The sequence below is a fragment of the Massilia sp. BAP21 genome (assembly GCF_057801335.1).
Genome location: NZ_CM173596.1, coordinates 1,908,313 through 1,929,286 on the forward strand (window position 1 = coordinate 1,908,313; position 20,974 = coordinate 1,929,286).

Sequence of the window (20,974 nt, forward strand, 5' to 3'; positions counted from 1 at the left end):
GAACCCCAGGAACCGGCGGTCGAAACCGCCATCGCGCCGGTACTCGCGCAACCAAAACCCGCCGATGCACCGGCGCTTGCCGTGTCGGAAGCGCTGGCCGCCGAAGGCATTCCTTCGCGTTTCGCCTGCTTCGTCACCGGCACCGACACCGAGATCGGCAAGACCCTGGTCTCCGCCGCGATCCTGCACAAGCTGGTGGAAAGCGGCCAGCGCGCCTGCGGCATGAAACCGGTTGCCGCAGGCGCCGCGCTGCGTGACGGCGAACTGCACAACGACGACGCCGACATGCTGATCGCCGCGGGCAACGTGCACCTGCCACAGAACATCACCACGCCCTTCATGCTGCGCGAACCGGCAGCGCCACACATCGCCGCCGCGCTCGAAGGCGTGACCATCGAAGCGGTGCCGATCCTGGCCGCCTACACCGAGATCCTGGCCGCCTCCGATTCGGTGGTGGTCGAAGGCGTGGGCGGTTTCCGCGTGCCCTTCAACGACACCTTCGACAGTGCCGACCTGGCCGCCCAGCTGAACTTGCCGGTGATCCTGGTGGTCGGCATGCGCCTGGGCTGCATCAGCCACGCCCTGCTGACGGTGGAAGCCATCGTCGCGCGCGGACTGGTGCTGGCCGGCTGGGTCGCCAACACGGCGGACCCGGACATGCGCTTCTTCGACGAGAATGTCGAGGCTTTGGCGGCGCGCATCCCTGCGCCCCTGCTGGGCGTTGTGCCGCGCCTGGAACAAGCCACTGCCGCGAATGCGGCCCCATTCATCGATCTCGCGGGACTGCCGGGCTGGCCGTCGCCGCGGGGCTCTGCTTCAAAATAAGGAAACATCATGAACGCCCCAACCAACACCGTCGCCCTGCACCGCCCAACCGCCGCCATCAAGGAGCGTCCCGACGCCACCTGGCCGCTGGCCAACGTCCTGGCCCTGTTCGAACTGCCGTTCAACGACCTGATGTTCCGCGCCCAGCAGGCGCACCGCGCCCACTTCCCGGGCGGCGACGTCGAACTGGCCACGCTCCTGTCGATCAAGACCGGCGGCTGCGAGGAAGACTGCGGCTACTGCCCGCAGGCCGCGCGCTACGACACCGGCGTCGAAGCCAAGAAGATCCTCGACATCGACACCGTGCTCGACGCCGCGCGCCAAGCCAAGGCCAACGGCGCCACCCGCTTCTGCATGGGCGCCGCCTGGCGCAGCCCGAAAGAGCGCGACATGGACAAAGTGGAAGAGATGGTGCGCGAGGTAAAAGCGCTGGGCATGGAAACCTGCGCCACCCTCGGCATGCTGGAAGAGGGTCAGGCCGAGCAGCTGAAGAACGCTGGTCTCGATTTCTACAACCACAACATCGACACCGCGCCGGACTTCTACAACAACGTGATCTCGACCCGCGAATACCAGGACCGCCTGGACACGCTGGGCCGCGTGCGCAACGCCGGCCTGAAGGTGTGCTGCGGCGGCATCGTCGGCATGGGCGAAACGCGCGAACAGCGCGCCGGCCTGCTGGCCCAGCTGGCCAACTTGAACCCGTATCCGGAATCGGTCCCGGTGAACCACCTGGTGCAGGTGGAAGGCACGCCGCTGCACGGCCTCGATCCGCTCGACCCGCTGGAGTTCGTGCGCACCATCGCGGTGGCCCGCATCATCATGCCGGAAGCGCGCGTGCGCCTCTCCGCTGGCCGCCGCCAGCTGGGCGAAGCAGTGCAGGCGATGTGCTTCATGGCCGGCGCCAATTCCATCTTCTACGGCGACAAGCTGCTCACCACTGGCAACCCGGAAGCCGAAGACGACCGCGCGCTGCTGGCCAAGCTGGGCCTGAAAACCCGCTCGGCCACGCTGGAATCGGCGCCGAAGGAAGCCTGCGGCTGCTAAGCCGCTTCGGCCTGCGCTAACCCGATCAACATCAAGAATATATAAAGCGAGACAAACGCATGTTCACCAAGATCCTCATCGCCAACCGTGGCGAAATCGCCTGCCGTGTCGCCGCCACCGCGCGCCGCATGGGCATCCGCACCGTCGCCGTGTATTCCGAAGCGGACGCCGGATCGAAACACGTGGCGGTCTGCGATGAGGCGGTGTTGATCGGGCCGGCCCCGGCCAAGGAAAGCTACCTGCGCGGGCCGAAGATCATCGAGGTCGCGCTGGCCACCGGCGCCCAGGCCATCCACCCGGGCTACGGCTTCCTGTCGGAGAACGCGGAGTTCGCCGAGGCCGTCGAGGCGGCCGGGCTGGTCTTCATCGGCCCGCCGGGCTCCTCGATGCGCGCCATGGGCTCGAAGTCGGCTGCCAAGCAGCTGATGGAAGGCGCGAACGTGCCGCTGGTGCCGGGCTACCACGGCGAGAACCAGGACCCTGAATTCCTGCGCGAGCAGGCCGACCGCATCGGCTACCCGGTGCTGCTGAAAGCCAGCGCCGGCGGCGGCGGCAAGGGCATGCGCGTGGTCGAGCGCAGCGAAGATTTCGTCGCCGCGCTCGGCTCCTGCAAGCGCGAAGCGATCAGCTCCTTTGGCGACGACAAGGTGCTGGTCGAAAAATACCTGACGCGTCCGCGTCACATCGAAATCCAGGTGTTTGCGGATAAGCTGGGCAACTGCGTCTACCTGCACGAGCGCGACTGCTCGGTGCAGCGCCGCCACCAGAAGGTGCTGGAAGAAGCGCCGGCGCCGGGCATGACGCCCGAGCGCCGCGCAGCCATGGGCGAAGCGGCGGTGGCCGCGGCGCGCGCGGTCGGCTACGTCGGCGCGGGCACCGTCGAATTCATCGCCAACCAGGACGGTTCGTTCTACTTCATGGAGATGAACACCCGCCTGCAGGTGGAGCATCCGGTGACGGAAATGATCACCGGGACCGACCTGGTGGAATGGCAGCTGCGCGTGGCGTCCGGCCAGCCGCTGCCGAAACAGCAACACGAATTGGCCATCCACGGCCACGCCATCGAGGCGCGCATCTATGCCGAGAACCCCGAGAAGGGCTTCCTGCCGTCGATCGGCACGCTGCGCCACATGGATACCCCTGGCGCCGTCAGCTTCGAGCTGGGCGGCACGGCAGGCGTGGAGCCGGCCGCGGTGCGCATCGATTCCGGCGTGCGCGAGGGCGATGCCATTTCCCCGTTCTACGATCCAATGATCGCCAAGCTGATCGTCTGGGGCGCGGACCGTACGCAAGCGCTGGCGCGCCTGTCGCAGGCGCTGAGCGAATTCCAGATCGTCGGGCTGGCGACCAACATCGCCTTCCTGAAGCGCCTGGTCGAAGGCCAGGCCTTCTCGACGGCCGACCTCGACACCGGCCTGATCGAGCGTAACCAGGAGTCGCTGTTCCCGGCCTCGAAAGCAGCGCCAGCCGGCGCGCTGGCGCTGGCAGCGGTGGCCCTGACCGAAGCAGAAAAGAACCAATCGCGCGGCGCCTCGCGCGTTGCCGCCGACCCGTGGGGCCAGGCCCAGGGCTGGCGCCTGAACGGCGACTACCGCCGCTTCCTCTCGTTCACCGACGAGCATGCGGCCGGCCAGGATGGCGGCGCCTACAACGTCGGCCTGGTGTACCACCCGCAGGGCTGGGAGCTCGACATCGAGGGCAACAAACAGGCATTGACCCTGCTGGCGCACGCAGGCGCGGCTTACTCGATCCGCCTGGGCGAGCAGTCGATGCACGGGAATGTGCGCCGCGACGGCGAGCTGTTCCACGTGTTCACGAACGGCGAGCACCACACGCTGTCTTACCAGGACCCGATGGCCCACGCCGGCGAGGCGGAAGCAGCGGGCGGGCGCCTGACCGCGCCGATGCCGGGCAAGGTCGTGGCCGTGATGGTCGAGGCCGGCCAGGAAGTGAAAAAGGGCGAGCCGCTGGTCATCATGGAAGCGATGAAGATGGAGCACACCATTGCCGCGCCGTCGGATGGCCTGGTGGAAGAAGTGTTATATGCGGTCGGCGACCAGGTAGCGGACGGCGCGCCGCTGCTGGCTTTCAAGGCTGCGTAATATGACGTCCGCTGTACGCATCCTGCTGTACCGCGGTGATGGACAGACCGGGCCCTGGGCCGAGGATTTCGCACGCCTGCTGCCGGGCGTCGAGACCGTCAGTTGGCGCGAGGGCGAAACGCTGCCCGCCTGCGACTATGCGGTGCTGTGGAATCCGGCGCCAGGCCTGCTGCCGCAGCTGTCAGGGGTCAAAGCCATCTTCCTGATGGGCGCCGGCGCCGATGCGGTGCTGAAGTTCGGCGAGGCGCTGCCGCAGGTGCCACTGGTGCGCCTGGGCGACGCCGGCATGGCGGTGCAGATGGCCGAGTACGTGGCGTATGCGACGCTGCGCTACTTCCGCCGCTTCGACGAATACGAGGAGCAGGCGCGCCACGGATTGTGGGCGCCGCTGCCGGCGCACGAGAAAAAAGACTTCACGATCGGCGTGATGGGTCTCGGTAAGCTGGGCCTGCGCGTGGTGGAAACCATGCGCGGCTTCGGCTTTCCGGTGCGCGGCTGGAGCCGCACCGCCAAGGACTTGCCGGGCGTGGAGTGCTTCGCCGGCATGGCGTCGCTCGATGAATTTTTAAGCGGCACGCGCGTGCTGGTGTCGCTGCTGCCGCTCACGGCGGAAACGAATAACCTGCTGGACCGCCGGCGCCTGGCCACGCTGCCGAAAGGCGCCTACCTGATCAACGTCGCACGCGGCGCCCAGGTGGCCGAGCCGGATCTGCTAACGCTGATCCGCTCCGGCCATATCGCCGGCGCCACGCTCGACGTGTTCCGCAACGAACCGCTGCCGGCGCCGCACCCGTTCTGGGAAGAGCCGCGCATCACGATCACGCCGCACATCTCCGCGCTCACCGTGCGCGAGGATGCCGTGCGCCAGATCATCGATAAAATCGCCGCCTTCGAGGCGGATCAACCGGTCGCGGACATCGTCGACCGCCAACTGGGATACTGACACCATGAACAGCCAAGCCACCCTGCCGAAGAAGGTCAAGATCATCGAAGTCGGTCCGCGCGACGGCCTGCAAAACGAAAAGGAAACCATCAGCGCCGACGTGAAAATCGAGCTGGTCGACCGCCTGTCGCGCGCCGGTTTCGCCAACGTGGAAGCGGCGTCCTTCGTGTCGCCGAAGTGGGTGCCGCAGATGGCGACCAGCACCGAGGTGATGGCGCGCATCACGCGCCTGCCGGGCACGATCTACTCGGCGCTGACGCCCAACATGCAGGGCTTCGAAGCGGCGCTGGCGGCGAAAGCCGATGAAGTCGTGATCTTCGGCTCGGCCTCGGAAGCCTTCTCGCAAAAGAACATCAACTGCTCGATCGCCGAATCGATCGCACGCTTCGAACCGGTGGCGAAAGCCGCCAAGGCGAACGGCATCCGCCTGCGCGGCAGCATCAGCACGGCGTTCGGCTGCCCCTACCAGGGTGAGGTGCCATTGGAGGCCGTGGCCGACGTGGTGCGCCGCATGCGCGACCTCGGCTGCGATGAGATCGACATTGCCGACACCATCGGCGTCTCGACGCCGCGCAAGACCCAGGAAGTGATGCTGGCGGCAAGCCGCGAATTCCCGCTGCAGCAACTGAGCGGACACTTCCACGACACCTATGGCCAGGCGCTGGCCAATATCTACGCCAGCCTGGAAGTGGGCGTGCAGATTTTCCATTCTTCGGTGTCGGGCCTCGGCGGCTGCCCGTATGCGAAAGGTGCGACCGGGAACGTGGCGACCGAGGATGTGGTCTACATGCTCAATGGCCTGGGCATCGAGACCGGGATCGACCTCGACCAGGTGGTCGATGCGGGGCAGTTCATTTCGCAGCAGCTGGGGCGCAAGGGCGCAAGCCGTGTCGGGAATGCCTTGCTGGCGAAGCGAGCGGGGTGAACTAACCGAAACGCTGCGGTTGACCGTTGCATCGTAGGGTGGACGGCTATGCCGTCCACGCGTCGATCGCCGACGGCACCGTGTTCGTGCCGGATGATCTCGCTGCTAACCATCGACGCGTGGACGGGGAACCCGTCCACCCTACAAACAACATCGCCACAAAAACAGCCACGTAAACGAAAAAAGCCGACAACTTTCGCTGTCGGCTTCTCTCTTAATACTGGTCGGAGTACAAGGATTCGAACCTTGGACCCTCTGGTCCCAAACCAGATGCGCTACCGGGCTGCGCTACACTCCGAAGACATCAATAATACCGGTCCCCAAGCTTTCGGTCAAGTTGATGTGGGAAAATAGATGATCTTTCCGGTTTTTCGCGCAACAGGAGCAGGGATGGTGAATGTGGCACTGACAAGATTCGAAGCAATGTCCGCCGAGGACAGCCGCCGCATGCAGCGCGTGGGCTTCGGGATTGTCTTGTCGATCCTGGTACACACGGCGCTGCTGACGATGTGGCGCAGCGCGGGCCGTCCCGACGACGTGCCCGAGCCGCCGCGTTCGATCGCGGTACGGATCCAGCCGCCCCCGCCACCGCCGCGTGTCGAGGCCCCGGAACCACCACCACCGCCTGCACCAACGCCCAGGGCCGAGCGGCCCTCACGCGTGAAGAAACCGGCTACGCCACGGCCCGTCATCGCCGTCCCGCCCGACACCGGCAAGGCTGCGGAACCCGATCCCTTCGTTGTCGAACAGCCGCAGACGCCGGCGGCGCCAACGGAGACGCCGCGTTTCGACCTCGACGCCGCCAAGCGCAGCGCCCGCTCCCTGGCCAACATGCGCGATCCGGCAAAGGAGGGCACGGCCGTCGGCCAGTTCCCCGAGAAACCGCTGGAAACGGAAACCAAGGCGGCACGCATGATTGGCGCTGCGAAACGGCGCAATTGCAAGGATGGCGTGCCGGGCGGCTTGCTGGCGCCGCTCTTCCTTCTGGCGGACAAGAAGGACAGCGGTTGCAAGTGGTGAATGGTAAGGCAGTGCAGGCGGTGATTGAACGCGTGGGCGGCGCGCGCGTTACGTTAATGCACATTATCGGGTGGAGCCGACCACCCTACGTTCGGTAGGGTGGTCGGCTATACCCGAACGTATGCATGCCGCCTGCCTGTACGCCGCCCACGCGTTCAGCAAGCGCCCGCACAGCCCCACCGGCAAGCGAACGCCTATTCGCCCCTGATCTGCAAGGCGCGCTCATACAGCGCATTCTTCTTGCGCCCGGTAATCTGGGCCGCCAGGTTCGCCGCCTGCTTCACCGAGCACTCGGTTAGCAAAATCTGCAGGATACGCTCGGCTTCGGCATCGGCCGCATCGGTCTCGAGCGTCGCGCCTTCGACCAGCACCACGAATTCGCCGCGCTCGCGGTGCTGGTCAGCCTTCACCCAGGCCAGCGCCTCGCCCAGCGGGCAGCGGTGCACTTCCTCGAACAGTTTGGTCAGTTCGCGCGCAAACACCACCTGGCGCGTCGGCTCGAACACGGCCAATAAACCTTCCACGCAATCGACGATGCGGTGCGGCGCCTCGTAGATCACCAGCGTGGCCGGCTCGCGCACCAATGCCTGCAGGGCCGCTTCGCGCTGCTTGGCCTTGGCCGGCAGGAAGCCGACGAAATTGAAACGGTCGTTCACCAGCCCGCTGGCAGACAGCGCCGTGACCGACGCCGACGCGCCCGGCAGCGGCAGCACGCGCAGCCCGGCCTCGCGCACGGCGTCGACGATGCGCGCACCCGGGTCGGAGACGGCCGGCGTGCCGGCATCCGAGACCAGCGCCACGCGCTCGCCGGCCTGCAATCTTGCGATCAATTTATCTGCCGCTTCGCGCTCGTTGTGCTGGTGCGCGGCGACCATCTGCTTGTTCAAGCCGTAACGGGTGAGCAGGGCGCCGGTTTTGCGCGTATCCTCACAGGCGACCACGTCTGCCAGCGCCAGCAGGTGCAATGCGCGCAGGGTGATGTCGGTTGCATTACCGATCGGGGTGGCCACGACGTACAGCGTTGCGGTAGGATAGGACTGCTGAGCTGCCTCGGCCATTACTGGCAGTTTGGCAATGTCGATGGACTGGTTGTCGGTCATGTTGGAGATACGATGCTCGTGAATTATCTGAAAGGCCTGCGCGTGATTGCCACTGCAGCCGCTGCCGCCGCCATGGTGGCCGGCTGCGCCAGCACGCCCCTGCCACCCGATCTGGGATGCGGCGTACCGGGCGGATTGTGCGCGCCCGCAGAGCCAAACACAAGTGCGCCACGCCCGGCGCCCGCTGCCGAACCCGCCCCTGCGCCGCGCTCGGAAACCCGTACGATACCGATCGAGCTGTACCCGCGCGAGGATGGCGCCCAGGCCGCCGTGCCCGGCGCACGGGCGCGCGTGGCCCTGCTGCTGCCGCTCGAATCGAACGCGCTGGGCAAGGCCGCCGAGTCGGTGCGCGCCGGCTTCATGGCCGGCCACGAGCGCGACGGCGCTGGCATCGAAGTCCAGGTCGTCCCCAGCGGCAACTCGGCCGAAGACACGCTGCGCGCCTATGCCCGCGCCGCCGAACAGAACGACATCGTGGTCGGCCCGCTGGCCCGCTCCGCCGTTGCCGCCGTGGCGTCCAGCAATGTCGTCACCAAGCCAACCGTTGCCCTGAACCATCCGCAGATCGACCGCCCGCTGCCGGCGCAGATGCTGGTGATCGGCCTGTCGCTGGAAGAAGAAGCACGCCAGGTGGCCGACTGGGCCGCCCAGGAACAGCCGGGCGGCCGCGCCCTGGTGCTGGGCGGCAGCGCCGCCTGGCAGCAGCGCGTGGTCGGCGCCTTCACCTCGCACTGGGCGCGCCTGGGACGTAACAATGCCACGGTCGACTTGCCGGTGCTCGACGGCTACGTCGATGCGAACGCCCTGTCCGATTTGCGCAAGCGCCTGGAAATCGACCGCCCCGACCTGGTCTTCGCCGCACTCGACGCCAATCAATTGCGCCAGGTACGCAGCGCCATCGGCACCTCGCTGCCGACCTATGGCGTGTCGGCCGCCAATCCGGGCCGCAGCGCCAGTTCAGCTGGCGGCTGGCCCGAGCTCGACGGCGTGCGCATGCTCGATCTGCCCTGGACCATCCAACCCGAACATCCGCAAGTGATGGTGTATCCGCGTCCGGTGGATACCGACACCCTCGACATGCAGCGCCTGTACGCGCTCGGCATCGACGCCTTCCGCGTGGCGCGCGAAGTGGCCCAGCATCCGGGCAGCGGTTTCGAGCTCGACGGCGTCACCGGCCGCCTGTCGGTGCGCATGAACAATGGCGCGTATGCCGTCAAGCGCCAGGAAGCGGCCGCCATCTACCGCGACGGCCTCGGTTTCGAAGCGGTGGCAACCAGGCCATGACATGCCGACGCGCCTTTCCCCAAAGCAGTCCCAGGGCCGCGACTGGGAGCAAACGGCGCTACGCTACCTGAAACGCCAGGGCCTCTCATTCATCGAGGCCAATTTCACCTGCAAGGGCGGCGAGATCGACTTGATCATGCGCGACGGCGACACCCTCGTCTTCGTCGAAGTGCGCCAGCGTGCCGACAGCAAACATGGCGGCGCCGCCGCCAGCATCACCCCCGCCAAGATCCGCCGCCTGGTGCGCGCCGCCCAGGTGTATCTGCTGCGCTTCCCCCGTGTGCCTCCCTGCCGCTTCGACGTGATCGCCATCGATGGCGACCATCTCGCATGGCTGCGCAACGCCATAGAAGCTTAAGCCTGCATGAAATGTAAGCAATTTTAAAAACGGTTTGTCCGTCCCCCCTTTCCACTGCACTATAATCCCCGGCTATGAACACTCAACGCATCCTCGCTCACTTCCAGGAGAGCGCCGATCTCAAATTGAAGTCGGCCGCGGCCCTGTCTTCCCCTATTTCGCAGGCGATTGAACTGATGTTCAGCGCCCTGTCCAACGGCAACAAGATCCTGGCTTGCGGGAATGGCGGTTCCGCCGCCGACTGCCAGCATTTCGCTGCCGAACTCGTTGGCCGCTTCGAGCGCGAGCGCTTTCCGCTGCCCGCCATCTCGCTGACCACCGACACCTCGATCATGACGGCGGTTGCGAACGACTACAGCTTCCGCGAAGTGTTTTCGAAGCAGGTGCAGGCCTTTGGACAGGCCGGCGACATCCTGCTGGCGATCTCGACTTCGGGCAATTCGGCCAACGTGCTGGCCGCCGTCGAAGCGGCGCTCGAACGCGAGATGCGCGTGGTGGCGCTGACCGGCAAGGACGGCGGCGCGCTGGCCAAGCTGCTGACCGATGCTGACGTGCATATCAACGTGCCGCATAGCCGTACCGCGCGCATCCAGGAAGTCCACCTGGTCGCGATCCATTGCATTTGCGACGGCATCGACGTTGCGCTTTTCGGAGGAGACGAGAATGAGTAAGACTGGCCAGGCCCTGAAGGGGTCGTTGACCAAAGTAATGCTGGGCGCCGCCCTGCTGGGCGCGCTGCAGGGCTGCGTGCCGCTGGTCGTGGGCGGCGCCGCCTTCGGCGCGGCATCCACCATGGACCGCCGCACGCTGGGCGCGCAGACCGAGGACAAGTCGATCACGGTGAAAGCCGAAGTGCAGATTCCGAAGATCGTCGGCGACGCCGGCCACGTCAACATCGCCAGCTTCAACCGCAAGGTGCTGCTCACCGGCGAAGTGCGCGACGAAGCCATGAAGGCCAGGGTCGAGGCCGAAGTGCGCCGCATCGAGAACGTGGTGTCGGTCATCAACGAATTGGCGATCGCCGGCCCGTCGAGCTACACCTCGCGCTCCTCGGACGCGCTGATCACCACCAACGTCAAGGGCAGCCTGGTCGAGATGAAAACGATCTCGGCCACCTCGTTCAAGGTCGTCACCGAGCGCGGCACCGTGTACCTGATGGGCCGCGTGACCCAGCGCGAAGGCGACCTCGGCGCGAAGATCGCCCAGAGCGTGTCCGGCGTCCAGCGCGTGGTGAAGATCTTCGAATACATCACCGAAGAAGAACTGCGCACCCAGTACCCGCAATCCTCGTCGGTTGCCCTGTAAGACCATGACCACCGCCGCCCGCTCCTGGATCAAGCCCGCTGCCGCCGCGGCGGTCGTGCTCGCATTGGCGGGCGTCGGCTACGCCACCTTCAGCAGCAAGGAAACGGCGCCCGACGTCACTTTCATCAGCATTGCCGGCGACAAGATCAGCACGCAGGGCTTGCGCGGCAAGGTGGTGATGGTCAACTTCTGGGCCACCTCGTGCACCACCTGCGTGCGCGAGATGCCGGCGATGGTCGACACCTACAACAAGTTCAAGGGCCAGGGCCTGGAATTCGTGGCCGTGGCCATGCAGTACGACCCGCCGAACTACGTCGTCAACTTCACCGAAACGCGCAAGCTGCCCTTCATCGTGGCGCTCGATTCGGGCGGCGACATCGCCAAATCCTTCGGTGACGTGACCCTGACGCCGACCACCTTTGTGATCGGCAAGGATGGCGCCATCCTCAAGCGCTACGTGGGCGAACCCGACTTTGCCCAACTGCATACCCTGCTGCAAAAAGCACTCTAAGAACCTTTCCCGGTAGGGAATGCGCCGGCTCGCGGCCGTGCTCGCCTTGCCGCTCTTCTTCTCCCTGAGTAAACTGGCGCCTTGGACGATCTATGCGCCAATGCCACAGCACGCCTGACTTAGCTCAAGCCTGGAGCACTCGATTGGTCCAAGCTTGATGCGGTCGCAAGCGCCTGGACGGGCGCGCAGGCTCGCAAAGGAGTTTCAATGGGTCACTTACTTCGCAGGATAAGCAGCATTGCCGCGCTCTGTGCGCTGGCCGGGTGCGCAGGACAGGCGCGCAAGGCCGATGCTGTCCTGCATTACCAGCACGTGGCCAATGCGCACGAAATCCACTTCACCAACCCGATCGCCCTGTCGGCGGCGCTGTACCGGGTGGGCTACCTGGCGCCGGTGGATTCGCAGGGGTTCTGGGCGATTTTCTTGCTGTGCAATGTCGACGTCGCCGAAGGGGCGGGGCGCGGTTTCCAGTACAACGTCGAGCAATTCCGCGTCATGTACGAGGGGCGCGAGTATGGCGGCTTGCCGCCCTACAGCCTGCGCTACCAGGGCCAGGCCGACCTGAACAATGCCGGCGACCGGCTGCCCATCCTCGACGCGATTGCCGCCGAAATCCAGGAAGGACCGCCCGCCCAGATTTTCCACAGCGGCTTTTATGCCAAGCTGAATTACCGCTTCGCCGTGTTCATTCCGAAGGCACTGGACGGTTATGCGGGCGAGCAATTGCAGCTCAGTTACAAAGGCCAGCCGGCGATCTTGGTCGGCAACGGCAAGTCGCCCTCGGACCTGCCGGCCGTGGGCGGCACGGCGGCCGGGGTGGCGGCGGCCTGCCTGCCGCCCTGATCAGGCGCCTGCCGCGGCAGGCTTCAGGCCGCTTTCGGATACAGGATCATCTGGGTGCAGCGGAACAGGGCGATGGTCTTGCCGTTCGCCTCGTCGGTGACCGTCACGTCCCAGACCTGCGTGGTGCGGCCCAGGTGGGCCGGCGTGGCCACGGCCGCAATGGCGCCTTCGCGCGCGGTGCCGAGGTGGTTGGATTTCAGTTCGATGGTGGTGAAGCTGTGCGCGCCTTCGGGCAGGTGGGCCATGCAGGCGTAGCCAGCGGCGGTGTCGGCCAGGGTGACCACGCTGCCGGCGTGCAGGTAGCCGTTCGGCGCCAGCAGTTGCTGGCGTACCGGCAGGCGGGCCGATACGCGGTTCTCGGCGATTTCCAGGATTTCGATGCCCAGGTAGCCGGGCAGGGTGTTGGCGCCGCGTTCGTTGAAGACGTCGGGGGTGAGCTGGTTGTTCATGGTGTGTGATGACGGATGAGAATTCGTCATCGTACACCGCGCGTCAGGCCTGCGGCGGAAACCGTACGGTGGGCGCGGCCGGCGTGGGCACTCCGTGCCCACGCGGAAGCGTGCGTTACGTTGGCGTTGGTTGGAGCCGCGTGGCCCGCATTCTGACGCCGCATCTCAGAGCAGACAGCAACATCCAAACGAAGCCAACACCGTGCGACATTCCGCGTGGGCACGGAGTGCCCACCGTACGGTTGAGGCTGCGTGCCCTTTACGCGCGGCGCTTTTGCTTGCCGCTACCTCCACCCGCATGCCGCTTTCGCGTCGCCGAATTCTGCTGCTGCAGCATCGAATCGACCCGCTCCGCCGCTTCGCGCGCCAGCTTCTGCGCTTCCTCGATGCTGGGGAAGAAGTCCGGCTGGCGGTAGCCCAGCCAGGCATAGGCCGAGTACATGCGGCAGGTGTCTTCCACCTCCTGCAAGTTCATGAAGAACAGTTCCTGAGTATGCGGCTGCAGCTTGCAGATCTTCTTTTTCGCCAGCGACAGCGACCAGTGCTCCCAGGCGCTTTGCAGGACCGGCACCTTGGTCGAGATCGGCACCAGCGACAGCATGAACTTCTCGGCCACCGACAGGGGCAGGGTATCGAGCCATTCGGCACGCTCGTTCTGCTCTTCCGTAATGCGCGGATAGAAAAAGCCGTCCGGCACGTCGATGTTGTGGACGAAGCGCTTCAGCAGTTTTACCAAAGACGTTTCCCCGGTCACCGACGAAATCCGGTGCAATTGTTCCAGCGATGGCGCCACCGCGAAACCGCTGGCCGGCACCGGCGGAATCTTTTCCTTCATCAGCGCGCGCATCACCTCGTGGGTGTCGTCGTCGTAGCCGGCAACGAAACCTTCCTCGTGCACGCCATAGCGCCCCGCGCGACCGGCGATCTGCTTGGCCAGCGCTGCCGAAATCTCTTCTTCCTCGTAGCCGTTGTACTTCACGGCGGTGGTCATCACGATGCGCGCGATCGGCATGTTCAGGCCCATGGCGAGAGCGTCGGTGCCGACCACGATGTCGGCCTGGCCCTCGCGGAAACGCTCGGCCTGGGCGCGCCGCACTTCGGGCGACAGATTGCCGTAGACCGTGGCGACCGACAGGCCCTTTTCGGTGATCATGTCGCGCCACATCAGCACGTCGCGCCGCGAGAAGGCAATCACGGCGTCGCCGCGGCGCAAGTTGCCGAGCTTGCGCACCGGCGACGGTTCCATCGCCAGCGGCGCCATGCGTTTCAGCACATGCACTTCCAGTGGCACTTCGAGCCGTTCGGCCAGCGCCTCGATGGCGCGCCGTGCTTCCGGCGCCCCGACCAGGTAGACGGTGGTCGCCGGCGCGCCGCAGACGGCGGCGGTCCAGGCAGCGCCGCGGTCGCGGTCGGCCAGCATCTGGATTTCGTCGATCACGGCCACTTCCACCGCCTTCTTGGTATCGAGCATCTCGACCGTGCTGGCGACGTGGGTGCTGCCCTCGGCAATGCGGCGTTCCTCGCCGGTGATCAAACTCACCTTCAATTCCTCGCCGTGCGGACGGGCCGCCTGCAGGCGCTCGTAGTTTTCCAGCGCCAGCAGGCGCAGCGGCGCGAGATACACGCCGCTAGCGGCTTTTGCCAGCGCTTCCATCGCACGGTGGGTCTTGCCGGAGTTGGTCGGGCCGAGCAGGGCGATGAACTTGCGCGGCATGCGGCTGGCGACCTCGAAGGATTCCGGGTACTCGGCCAGGTTGATGCTTTCCTTGGTACGGGCGGCGTGGCGTTCTTCCTGCTCGCGCTCGATGGCGTGCTCCACGCGCTGGCGGATGCGCTCGAACACGTATTCGGCCGGCTCCGAGGTTTCCAGCTCCTCGAGCACGCCCAGGAAGACGCGCGGGTCGAAACCGGCATCGTCGGCCTGCTCGGCGATCTCGGCCACGAACTCCTCGGCATCCATCTGGAGTTCGGCCAGGGCCTTGTCGCCGGTGCGTTCCTCGATCAGGTCGCGCCGCGCCAGCGGGTCCATCTTGCGCCACTTGCTCGGCTTGGCCAGCACGCCGCGCGCCGGCACCAGGGCGTAGCGCACGCGCAGGCCGTGGTATTTCACTTCGCCGGAAAAACGCAGGAAGACGCGGCCTTCCATCTTGACCAGCTCGATGCCGCGCTCGGCCAGTTTCAGGTCCTGTACAAGGAAGGCGTCGTCGCCGCTGTCGGAATCGTTATCGGAATGGTCGTTGCGAAAATTACTCATGTGTGAAAAGACGCTGTCTGGTTGTTACCACTATATCGCGGATGCCGGCGTCGACCCGTTCCGAAACCCGCCTGGCGCGCCAGTGCACGGGCTCTGTGCATACAAATGTGTTGCAGCCGGCTCAAATATTTGACCAGTTCACATTTGCGTGCAGAATGTTATTTTCCTGCAAGAAATTTTCAACTATAGTCTAGCGCTTTAGACCTACCGCATTCCGTTTGCCGTTCTCCACGGCCCCAAGGACCGCCCCACCATGAAAAATAACCGGATCGGCCTTATCCTCGTCGTTTCCTCGCTGGCCGTCATCGCGCTGGTGGTCTCCCTGCTGCTGAAACGCCAGCATACCGAGCAGCTCGAGCAGCTACGCGCCCAGGGCCTGGGCACGGTGCGCTCGCTGGCGGTGCTGCCGGCGGACGTCCTGCTGCCGCCCCAGGGCCAGCCGGGCGTGCTGGCCTCGCTGCTGGCCATGCGCGGCAATCCCGATGTCGCCTACGCCGCCATCAGCGGCGAGGATGGCCGCAACCTGATTGAGATGGCCAGCCCCGGCGCCATCGTGCCGCCGGCCGCGCCGCTGGCCCTGGCCAGTTTCGACGAGCGCGGCGTGGCCGCCGGCCAGAACGCGCGCGCGATCCGCGAATTCCGCGGTCCGCTCGCCAGCCAGGACGGGCGCCTGCAGCTGCGCATCGGCTACTTCGAGCCGCAGGGCCCCTTCGACCTGAAGGACTTGCCGTTCTACGCCTTGATCGCGCTGGCCGTGTTCCTGCTGGTGCCCCTCATCTACATCGTGATCAAGCGCGAGATGGCGCCGCTGGCCGCCCTCGGCGAACAGCTGAAGACCCTCGGCGCGGCCCAGGCCCAGGCTGCGCCCGAGCCGGACGCGGGGCAGGACGTGCGCGGCCTGGCCGGCAAGCTCAATCGCTACCTGGACCACACCAGCGCCCGCATCCGCGAGCTGGAGCAGGACAGCATCGCCAGCATGGCCAGCGGCCGCCTGCTCGAATACGGCAGCAACAAGATGCAGGCGGTACTGCAATGCCTGCCCGACGGCCTGCTGGTGCTCGATCCGGCCGGCGAAGTAACGTTTGCCACCGGGAAGATCGAACCGCTGCTTGGCGTGCCGGTGGCCGATGTGCTGTCGCAGCCGGTGGAGGCCTGGTGCCGCGACCCGGAACTGCGCGCGATGCTGGCGCGCTTTCGCGGCGCCGGACAGGATGCGCGCAGCCAGATGACGATCGAATTCAATCCGCTCGGGGTGCCGGGCAAGCGCCTGTGGGCCACGGCCCAGGCCCTGACCGGGCATGCGATGGCCTACGGCACCCTGGTGGTGCTGCGCGACGCCACCCGCGAACACCTGGCGCGCCAGGCCGGCAACGACTTCGTGGCCCACGTGGCGCACGAGCTGAAGTCGCCGCTGAACGTGATCGGCATGTATGGCGAGATGCTGGCCGACGTCGGCAACGACGACCCGGCTGTGCGCGTGGAAGCCATCAACGTGATCCAGGACGAGGTCGAGCGCATGACTTCGCTGGTGAACAACCTGCTCAACGTGAGTAAACTCGAGATGGGCAGCATGCGCCCCGAGCGCCACCGCGTAAAACTCGACGATCTGCTGCGCGACGCCTGGCAGCAGGCGCGTTCGCGCGCCGACGCGAAGAACATCCGCCTCGACCTGCAGGTGGCGCGCGACCTGGCCGCGGTATCGGTCGACAAGGACATGTTCCGCATCGCCCTGAACAATTTGCTGAACAACGCCATCAAGTACAACAGCGCCGGCGGCAACGTGACCCTGAGCGCGGAAGAAGGCGACAGCGACGTCGTCATCGCCGTACGCGACAGCGGCATCGGCATGACGCCGGAAGACCGCGAGCGCGTGACCGAGAAATTCTTCCGCGTGCGCGAGACGGGCGACGAGCAGCGCGGCGGCCACGGCCTGGGCCTGTACCTGAGTAACCAGATCGTCGAACTGCACCACGGCCGCCTGACCATCGAGAGCGAACTCGGACACGGCAGCGTGTTCTCCATCTACCTGAAGAAAATGCCGGCACTGGCAGAAGAAAGCCAAGTCCTATGAAGAAATCGATCTTGCTGGTGGACGATGAACCCCACGTGATCCGCGTGCTGCGCCTGATGCTGGAACGCGAAGGCTTTGAGGTGGCCAGCGCCAACGACGGGGTCGAGGCGCTGGAAAAAATGGCCGCGCGCCGCCCCGACGTGATGGTAAGCGACATCCAGATGGCCGGCATGGACGGCCGCGAACTGTGCCGCACCGCGCGTGCGCGCTATCCCGACGAACGCTTCCCGATCTTCGTGATGACCTCGATGACGGCATCGCAGGAGCGCGAATGGGTGCGCGAACTGGCGAACGTCGAGTTCCTCGAAAAGCCGCTCAGTCCGCGCCAGCTGATCGCCCGCCTCACCACCTACTTCACCAACGCGGCCACGCAGGAGAACCCGCATGCATGATGTCCTGAACGATCTCGACTTTTCCCGTCACGCGCGCTGGCTGCGCCGCACCACCGGCGTCGACTACGACTTTGCGGTCTGCGGGCCGGATGGCGCCGTGCGCTGGCAGCAGCAGGCCGGCAGCGACATCGGCGCCTGGATCGCCGCGAGCATGGCGGCCGGCCTGTCTTGGGCCCAGGACGGCGACGGCATGCAGCGCCACGACCGCGACGGCGCCACGCTGCTCTACATGGCCATGCACGGCAAGACCGGCCTGCTCGGCTACCTGGCGGTGCGGGTCGATGCCGTGGCCGAGGCGCCCACCGCCTGGGACGCGCTGGCCGAAACCTTCGAGGACATCGGCGCCGGCATCGCCGACGAAGTGGCATCGCGGCGCGAGCTCGACTCCATGGCGATCGAACTCTCCGAGCGCTACGAAGAACTGCACCTGGTGTACGCCATCGACAAGACCGTGCAGCAGCTCGAACCCGGCGCCGACCTGTTCCAGCGCCTGTTGCAGAGCTGGGCCGAGCACATGGACGCCGACGTCGCCGCCTTCGTGAAACCCGGCGAAAACCTGTGCGTGCACGCGACCAACCTGTCGGCGCCGATCCACAACCTCGATTTGGTGCTGGTCGAGATGCGCGGCGACTTGTACCGCTTTACGCATTCGGCGCGCGCCCCGATCGTCATCAACGACGTCAACGACCCGCGCCGCGCCTACATCTTCACCGACCTGCCTTTCAAGCTGCTGTGCTGCCCGGTGATCCACGACCGCAGCGTGGTGGCGATCCTGGTGCTGGCGAACCACCTGGCAAAACCCGATTTTTCGAACAGCGACCGTAAACTCGGCGAGCTGCTGGCCAACCAGCTCTCGGGCCTGTCGAAGATGTACGGCATGCTGGCCGAAACCCGGAAGTTCAACGACCAGATGGCGAACGCCCTGATCGAAGCGGTGGAAGCGAAGGACCCGTACACGCGCGGCCATTCCGAGCGCGTGCACTACATCACCATGGAGATCGGCAAGGCGATGAACCTCGGCACGCGCGACACCGAAGACCTGTTCTGGGGTTCGCTGCTGCACGACGTCGGCAAGATCGGCATTCCCGACGCGGTGCTCTGCAAACCGGGCCGCTTAACAAGCGACGAGTTCACTTTCATCAAGGTGCACCCGGAGCGCAGCTACGAAATCCTGCGCCACATCGACCGCCTGAAGGGCGCGGTGCCGGGCGCGCGCCACCACCAGGAAAAGTACGACGGCACCGGCTACCCGCATGGCCTGAAGGGCAACGACATTCCGCTGCATGCGCGCATCATCGCCGTGGCCGACACCTATGACTCGATCACCAGCTCGCGCGCCTACCGCGCCGGCCGCAGCCACGAAGTGGCGATGGCGGAAATCGCACGCGTGGCCGGCAGCCAGCTCGACCCGACCATCATCAAGGTGTTCGAGGAAGTCTGCGCCGCCGAGCCTGAATGGATCGCGCGCTTCAACATCGCCCGCGATTTACCGCAGCAGGCGGCATAAGGCATGAGCGACGCCGTCACCCGCAGCCGCATCGGCTCGATGACCTACCTGGCGCCGTCGATGGCGCTGGTGGCCGCCGACGCCGTGGATGCGGTCGACAACGCCATCAACGAATGCATCGCCCAGCACCAGGTCAGCATCGTGCTCGACCTGGGCAAGGTGGCGCTGCTCTCGGGCCGTGCGCTGGAAATGATGACGCGCGCCGCCAACCGCCTGGGTAGCCTGGGCGGCTGGTTGAAGCTGGCCTATCCGAGCCCGCTGCTGCTCGACATCCTGAACGTGACCGGCGTGTCCGACAAGGTGGCGCTGTACGACGCGCCGCAGGCGCCATCGAAAGCGCCGCGCGGCGCCGGCCAGCCGAAGCTGGGCGACATCCTGGTCGAACGCGGCGTCGTCACCGCCGCCCAGGTGGCGGAGGCGGCGCGCCTGCAGGAGCAGACCGGCAAGCGCATGGGCCTGATCATGGTCGAGAAGAAGTGGCTCACCGAAGCGGCGCTGTTCCAGGCCCTGGCCGAGCAGCTCGATTTGCCGTTCGTGAGCCTGCGCGCGGGCCTGTACGACCCGGTGGCCGTGTCGCTGCTGGAACGCGACGTGGCCAAGCGCCTGAACGTGATTCCGCTGTTCGTGGTCGAGAACACGCTGACCCTGGCCACGGGCGAGCCGCAGGCGGTGCACAGCATCGACGAAATCCGCGCCCGCACCGGCTGCCGCATCCGCGTGGCGATGGCACCGCCGGCGGACATCAACCGCGTGCGCGACGATGCCTACGGCGGCACCATGCCGGATTTTATTCACAGCGAAGCGAACGACCTGGAACTGGTGGACAGCCAGATCCCGGACGACTACACGCAGATCGACCAGATGGCCGGCGCCAGCCCCGTCATCAACATGGTCAACGCCGTGATCCAGCGCGCCATCCACGACAACGCCAGCGACATCCACATCGAAATCTCGCGCAACAAGTCGCGCATCCGCCTGCGCATCGACGGCATCCTGTACGAAGTGATGTCGCCGCGCGTGGAGCTGCATCCGGCCATCGTCTCGCGCTTGAAAGTCATGGCGCATCTCGACATCGCCGAACGACGACTGCCGCAGGATGGCCGCATCCAGGTGATGACCCAGGGCCGCACGGTCGACCTGCGCTTCTCTTCGCTACCCGGCATCTACGGCGAAAAGGTGGTGCTGCGCGTGCTGGATAAAAACCAGTCGATCCTGGATGTGGACAAGCTGGGCATGGAGCGCGGCACGGTCGAAACCTTCAAGCGTTTGCTCGGGCGCAGCCACGGGCTGATCCTAGTCACCGGCCCCACCGGCAGCGGCAAGACCACCAGCCTGTACGCGGCAATCAACTACCTGAAAAGCATCGAGAAGAACATCGTCACGATCGAAGACCCGGTCGAGTACCAGCTGGACATCATCAACCAGAACCAGGTGAACGATGCGATCGGCCTCACCTTCCCGAAGATCCTGAAGCACGTGCTGCGCCAGGACCCGGACATCATCATGGTCGGCGAGATCCGCGACCGCCAGACCGCGGAAATCGCGGTGCAGGCGGCGCTGACCGGGCACCTGGTGCTCACCACCCTGCACACCAACGACACCCTGGGTGCGGTGGCGCGCCTGGTGGAGATGGGCGTCGAGCCGTATTTGCTGTCGTCGGCGCTGATCGGCGTGATGGCGCAGCGCCTGGTGCGCCGCATCTGCCCGGCCTGCAAGACCGGCTACCTGGTGCCGCCCGGCGCGGCCCTGGCCTACGGCTGGAAGGGAGAGGGCAACCTCAAGCTGCAAAAGGGCCGCGGCTGCCCGTCGTGCTACGACTCGGGCTACAAGGGGCGCCTGGGGATCTACGAACTGCTGGAAGTGGGTTCGGATTTGCAGCGCATGATCGTGGCGAATGCCAGCAAGGATGCGCTGGTCCAGCACGTGGCCGGCAAGGGTCACCGCGATCTGTACGCCGACGGCATGGAGCGCGCCTTTGGCGGCGACACCACGCCCGAGGAAATCGCACGCGTCGTGCATTCGCTGTAAGGGGAACCAG

The 20,974-nt window shown here is 65.9% G+C and carries 19 protein-coding genes and 1 tRNA gene; 16 read left to right on the forward strand and 4 right to left on the reverse strand.

Annotated features, from left to right (window positions below; genetic code table 11):
* Window positions 1–30: 30 nt before the first annotated feature.
* From bioD to ACWYRN_RS08340, 5 genes are read left to right on the forward strand one after another with little or no spacing between them, the layout of a single operon-like run.
* Window positions 31–825, forward strand: coding sequence for a dethiobiotin synthase (gene bioD, locus ACWYRN_RS08320; RefSeq protein WP_488692790.1), 795 nt, complete (start codon window positions 31–33; stop codon window positions 823–825).
* 9 nt (window positions 826–834) lie between these two features.
* Entirely contained in the window at window positions 835–1,872 is a 1,038-nt protein-coding gene (gene bioB / locus ACWYRN_RS08325) for a biotin synthase BioB (RefSeq protein ID WP_488691966.1), read from the forward strand.
* Between the two features lie 59 nt (window positions 1,873–1,931).
* A complete protein-coding gene (locus ACWYRN_RS08330; protein ID WP_488691967.1) occupies window positions 1,932–3,974 on the forward strand; it encodes an acetyl/propionyl/methylcrotonyl-CoA carboxylase subunit alpha in 2,043 nt (680 codons plus the stop codon).
* A 1-nt stretch (window position 3,975) separates the two neighbouring features.
* Window positions 3,976–4,917: a 2-hydroxyacid dehydrogenase gene (locus ACWYRN_RS08335; RefSeq protein ID WP_488691968.1), complete on the forward strand. Its 942-nt coding sequence runs from the start codon at window positions 3,976–3,978 to the stop codon at window positions 4,915–4,917.
* A 4-nt stretch (window positions 4,918–4,921) separates the two neighbouring features.
* On the forward strand, window positions 4,922–5,842 hold the full coding sequence (locus ACWYRN_RS08340; RefSeq protein WP_488691969.1) for a hydroxymethylglutaryl-CoA lyase: 921 nt from the start codon (window positions 4,922–4,924) through the stop codon (window positions 5,840–5,842).
* 221 nt (window positions 5,843–6,063) lie between these two features.
* On the opposite strand, the gene ACWYRN_RS08345 is transcribed toward ACWYRN_RS08340, so the two are convergent.
* A tRNA-Pro gene (locus ACWYRN_RS08345) sits at window positions 6,064–6,140 on the reverse strand.
* 125 nt (window positions 6,141–6,265) lie between these two features.
* On the opposite strand from ACWYRN_RS08345, the gene ACWYRN_RS08350 reads away from it, so the two are divergent.
* A complete protein-coding gene (locus tag ACWYRN_RS08350) occupies window positions 6,266–6,862 on the forward strand; it encodes a hypothetical protein (RefSeq protein WP_488691970.1) in 597 nt (198 codons plus the stop codon).
* A gap of 194 nt (window positions 6,863–7,056) precedes the next feature.
* Here ACWYRN_RS08350 and rsmI read toward each other — a convergent pair whose 3' ends face one another.
* Window positions 7,057–7,962, reverse strand: coding sequence for a 16S rRNA (cytidine(1402)-2'-O)-methyltransferase (gene rsmI / locus ACWYRN_RS08355; protein ID WP_488691971.1), 906 nt, complete (start codon window positions 7,960–7,962; stop codon window positions 7,057–7,059).
* Window positions 7,963–7,974: 12 nt separating this feature from the next.
* Here rsmI and ACWYRN_RS08360 point away from each other — a divergent pair, with 12 nt between their 5' ends.
* The 6 genes from ACWYRN_RS08360 to ACWYRN_RS08385 all read left to right on the forward strand — a co-directional run bounded on the left by ACWYRN_RS08360 (window position 7,975) and on the right by ACWYRN_RS08385 (window position 12,263).
* Window positions 7,975–9,246 (forward strand): penicillin-binding protein activator, encoded by a 1,272-nt coding sequence (locus ACWYRN_RS08360; protein WP_488691972.1) that lies wholly within the window; start codon window positions 7,975–7,977, stop codon window positions 9,244–9,246.
* Between the two features lies 1 nt (window position 9,247).
* Window positions 9,248–9,604, forward strand: a complete 357-nt coding sequence (locus ACWYRN_RS08365) for a YraN family protein (RefSeq protein WP_488691973.1) — start codon at window positions 9,248–9,250, stop codon at window positions 9,602–9,604.
* Window positions 9,605–9,678: 74 nt separating this feature from the next.
* Window positions 9,679–10,275, forward strand: coding sequence for a phosphoheptose isomerase (locus ACWYRN_RS08370; protein WP_229436342.1), 597 nt, complete (start codon window positions 9,679–9,681; stop codon window positions 10,273–10,275).
* Window positions 10,268–10,909, forward strand: coding sequence for a BON domain-containing protein (locus ACWYRN_RS08375; protein WP_488691974.1), 642 nt, complete (start codon window positions 10,268–10,270; stop codon window positions 10,907–10,909). The genes ACWYRN_RS08370 and ACWYRN_RS08375 overlap by 8 nt, the downstream gene beginning before the upstream one ends.
* Window positions 10,910–10,913: 4 nt before the next feature.
* Entirely contained in the window at window positions 10,914–11,420 is a 507-nt protein-coding gene (locus ACWYRN_RS08380; RefSeq protein ID WP_488691975.1) for a peroxiredoxin family protein, read from the forward strand.
* 207 nt (window positions 11,421–11,627) lie between these two features.
* Window positions 11,628–12,263, forward strand: coding sequence for a hypothetical protein (locus tag ACWYRN_RS08385; protein ID WP_488691976.1), 636 nt, complete (start codon window positions 11,628–11,630; stop codon window positions 12,261–12,263).
* Window positions 12,264–12,286: 23 nt separating this feature from the next.
* On the opposite strand, the gene ACWYRN_RS08390 is transcribed toward ACWYRN_RS08385, so the two are convergent.
* Together ACWYRN_RS08390 and ACWYRN_RS08395 are read right to left on the reverse strand one after the other, a co-directional pair.
* Window positions 12,287–12,712 carry a PaaI family thioesterase gene (locus ACWYRN_RS08390; RefSeq protein ID WP_229436337.1) on the reverse strand — a complete coding sequence of 142 codons (426 nt, stop codon included), beginning with the start codon at window positions 12,710–12,712 and terminating at the stop codon, window positions 12,287–12,289.
* Window positions 12,713–12,971: 259 nt separating this feature from the next.
* Complete coding sequence (locus ACWYRN_RS08395; protein WP_488691977.1) at window positions 12,972–14,966, reverse strand: helicase-related protein; 1,995 nt, start codon at window positions 14,964–14,966, stop codon at window positions 12,972–12,974.
* Between the two features lie 253 nt (window positions 14,967–15,219).
* Between ACWYRN_RS08395 and ACWYRN_RS08400 the strand changes: the two genes are divergently transcribed.
* Genes ACWYRN_RS08400 through ACWYRN_RS08415 form a run of 4 tightly spaced genes read left to right on the forward strand, consistent with a single transcriptional unit; the run spans window position 15,220 to window position 20,964 of the window.
* Complete coding sequence (locus tag ACWYRN_RS08400) at window positions 15,220–17,037, forward strand: ATP-binding protein (RefSeq protein WP_488691978.1); 1,818 nt, start codon at window positions 15,220–15,222, stop codon at window positions 17,035–17,037.
* The gene (locus ACWYRN_RS08405; RefSeq protein ID WP_488691979.1) at window positions 17,034–17,429 is read left to right on the forward strand and encodes a response regulator; all 396 of its coding nucleotides are present in this window, start codon (window positions 17,034–17,036) and stop codon (window positions 17,427–17,429) included. Before ACWYRN_RS08400 ends, ACWYRN_RS08405 begins: the two co-directional genes overlap by 4 nt.
* Entirely contained in the window at window positions 17,422–18,936 is a 1,515-nt protein-coding gene (locus ACWYRN_RS08410) for an HD domain-containing phosphohydrolase (protein ID WP_488691980.1), read from the forward strand. Before ACWYRN_RS08405 ends, ACWYRN_RS08410 begins: the two co-directional genes overlap by 8 nt.
* A 3-nt stretch (window positions 18,937–18,939) precedes the next feature.
* The gene (locus ACWYRN_RS08415; RefSeq protein ID WP_488691981.1) at window positions 18,940–20,964 is read left to right on the forward strand and encodes an ATPase, T2SS/T4P/T4SS family; all 2,025 of its coding nucleotides are present in this window, start codon (window positions 18,940–18,942) and stop codon (window positions 20,962–20,964) included.
* Window positions 20,965–20,974 lie beyond the last annotated feature (10 nt).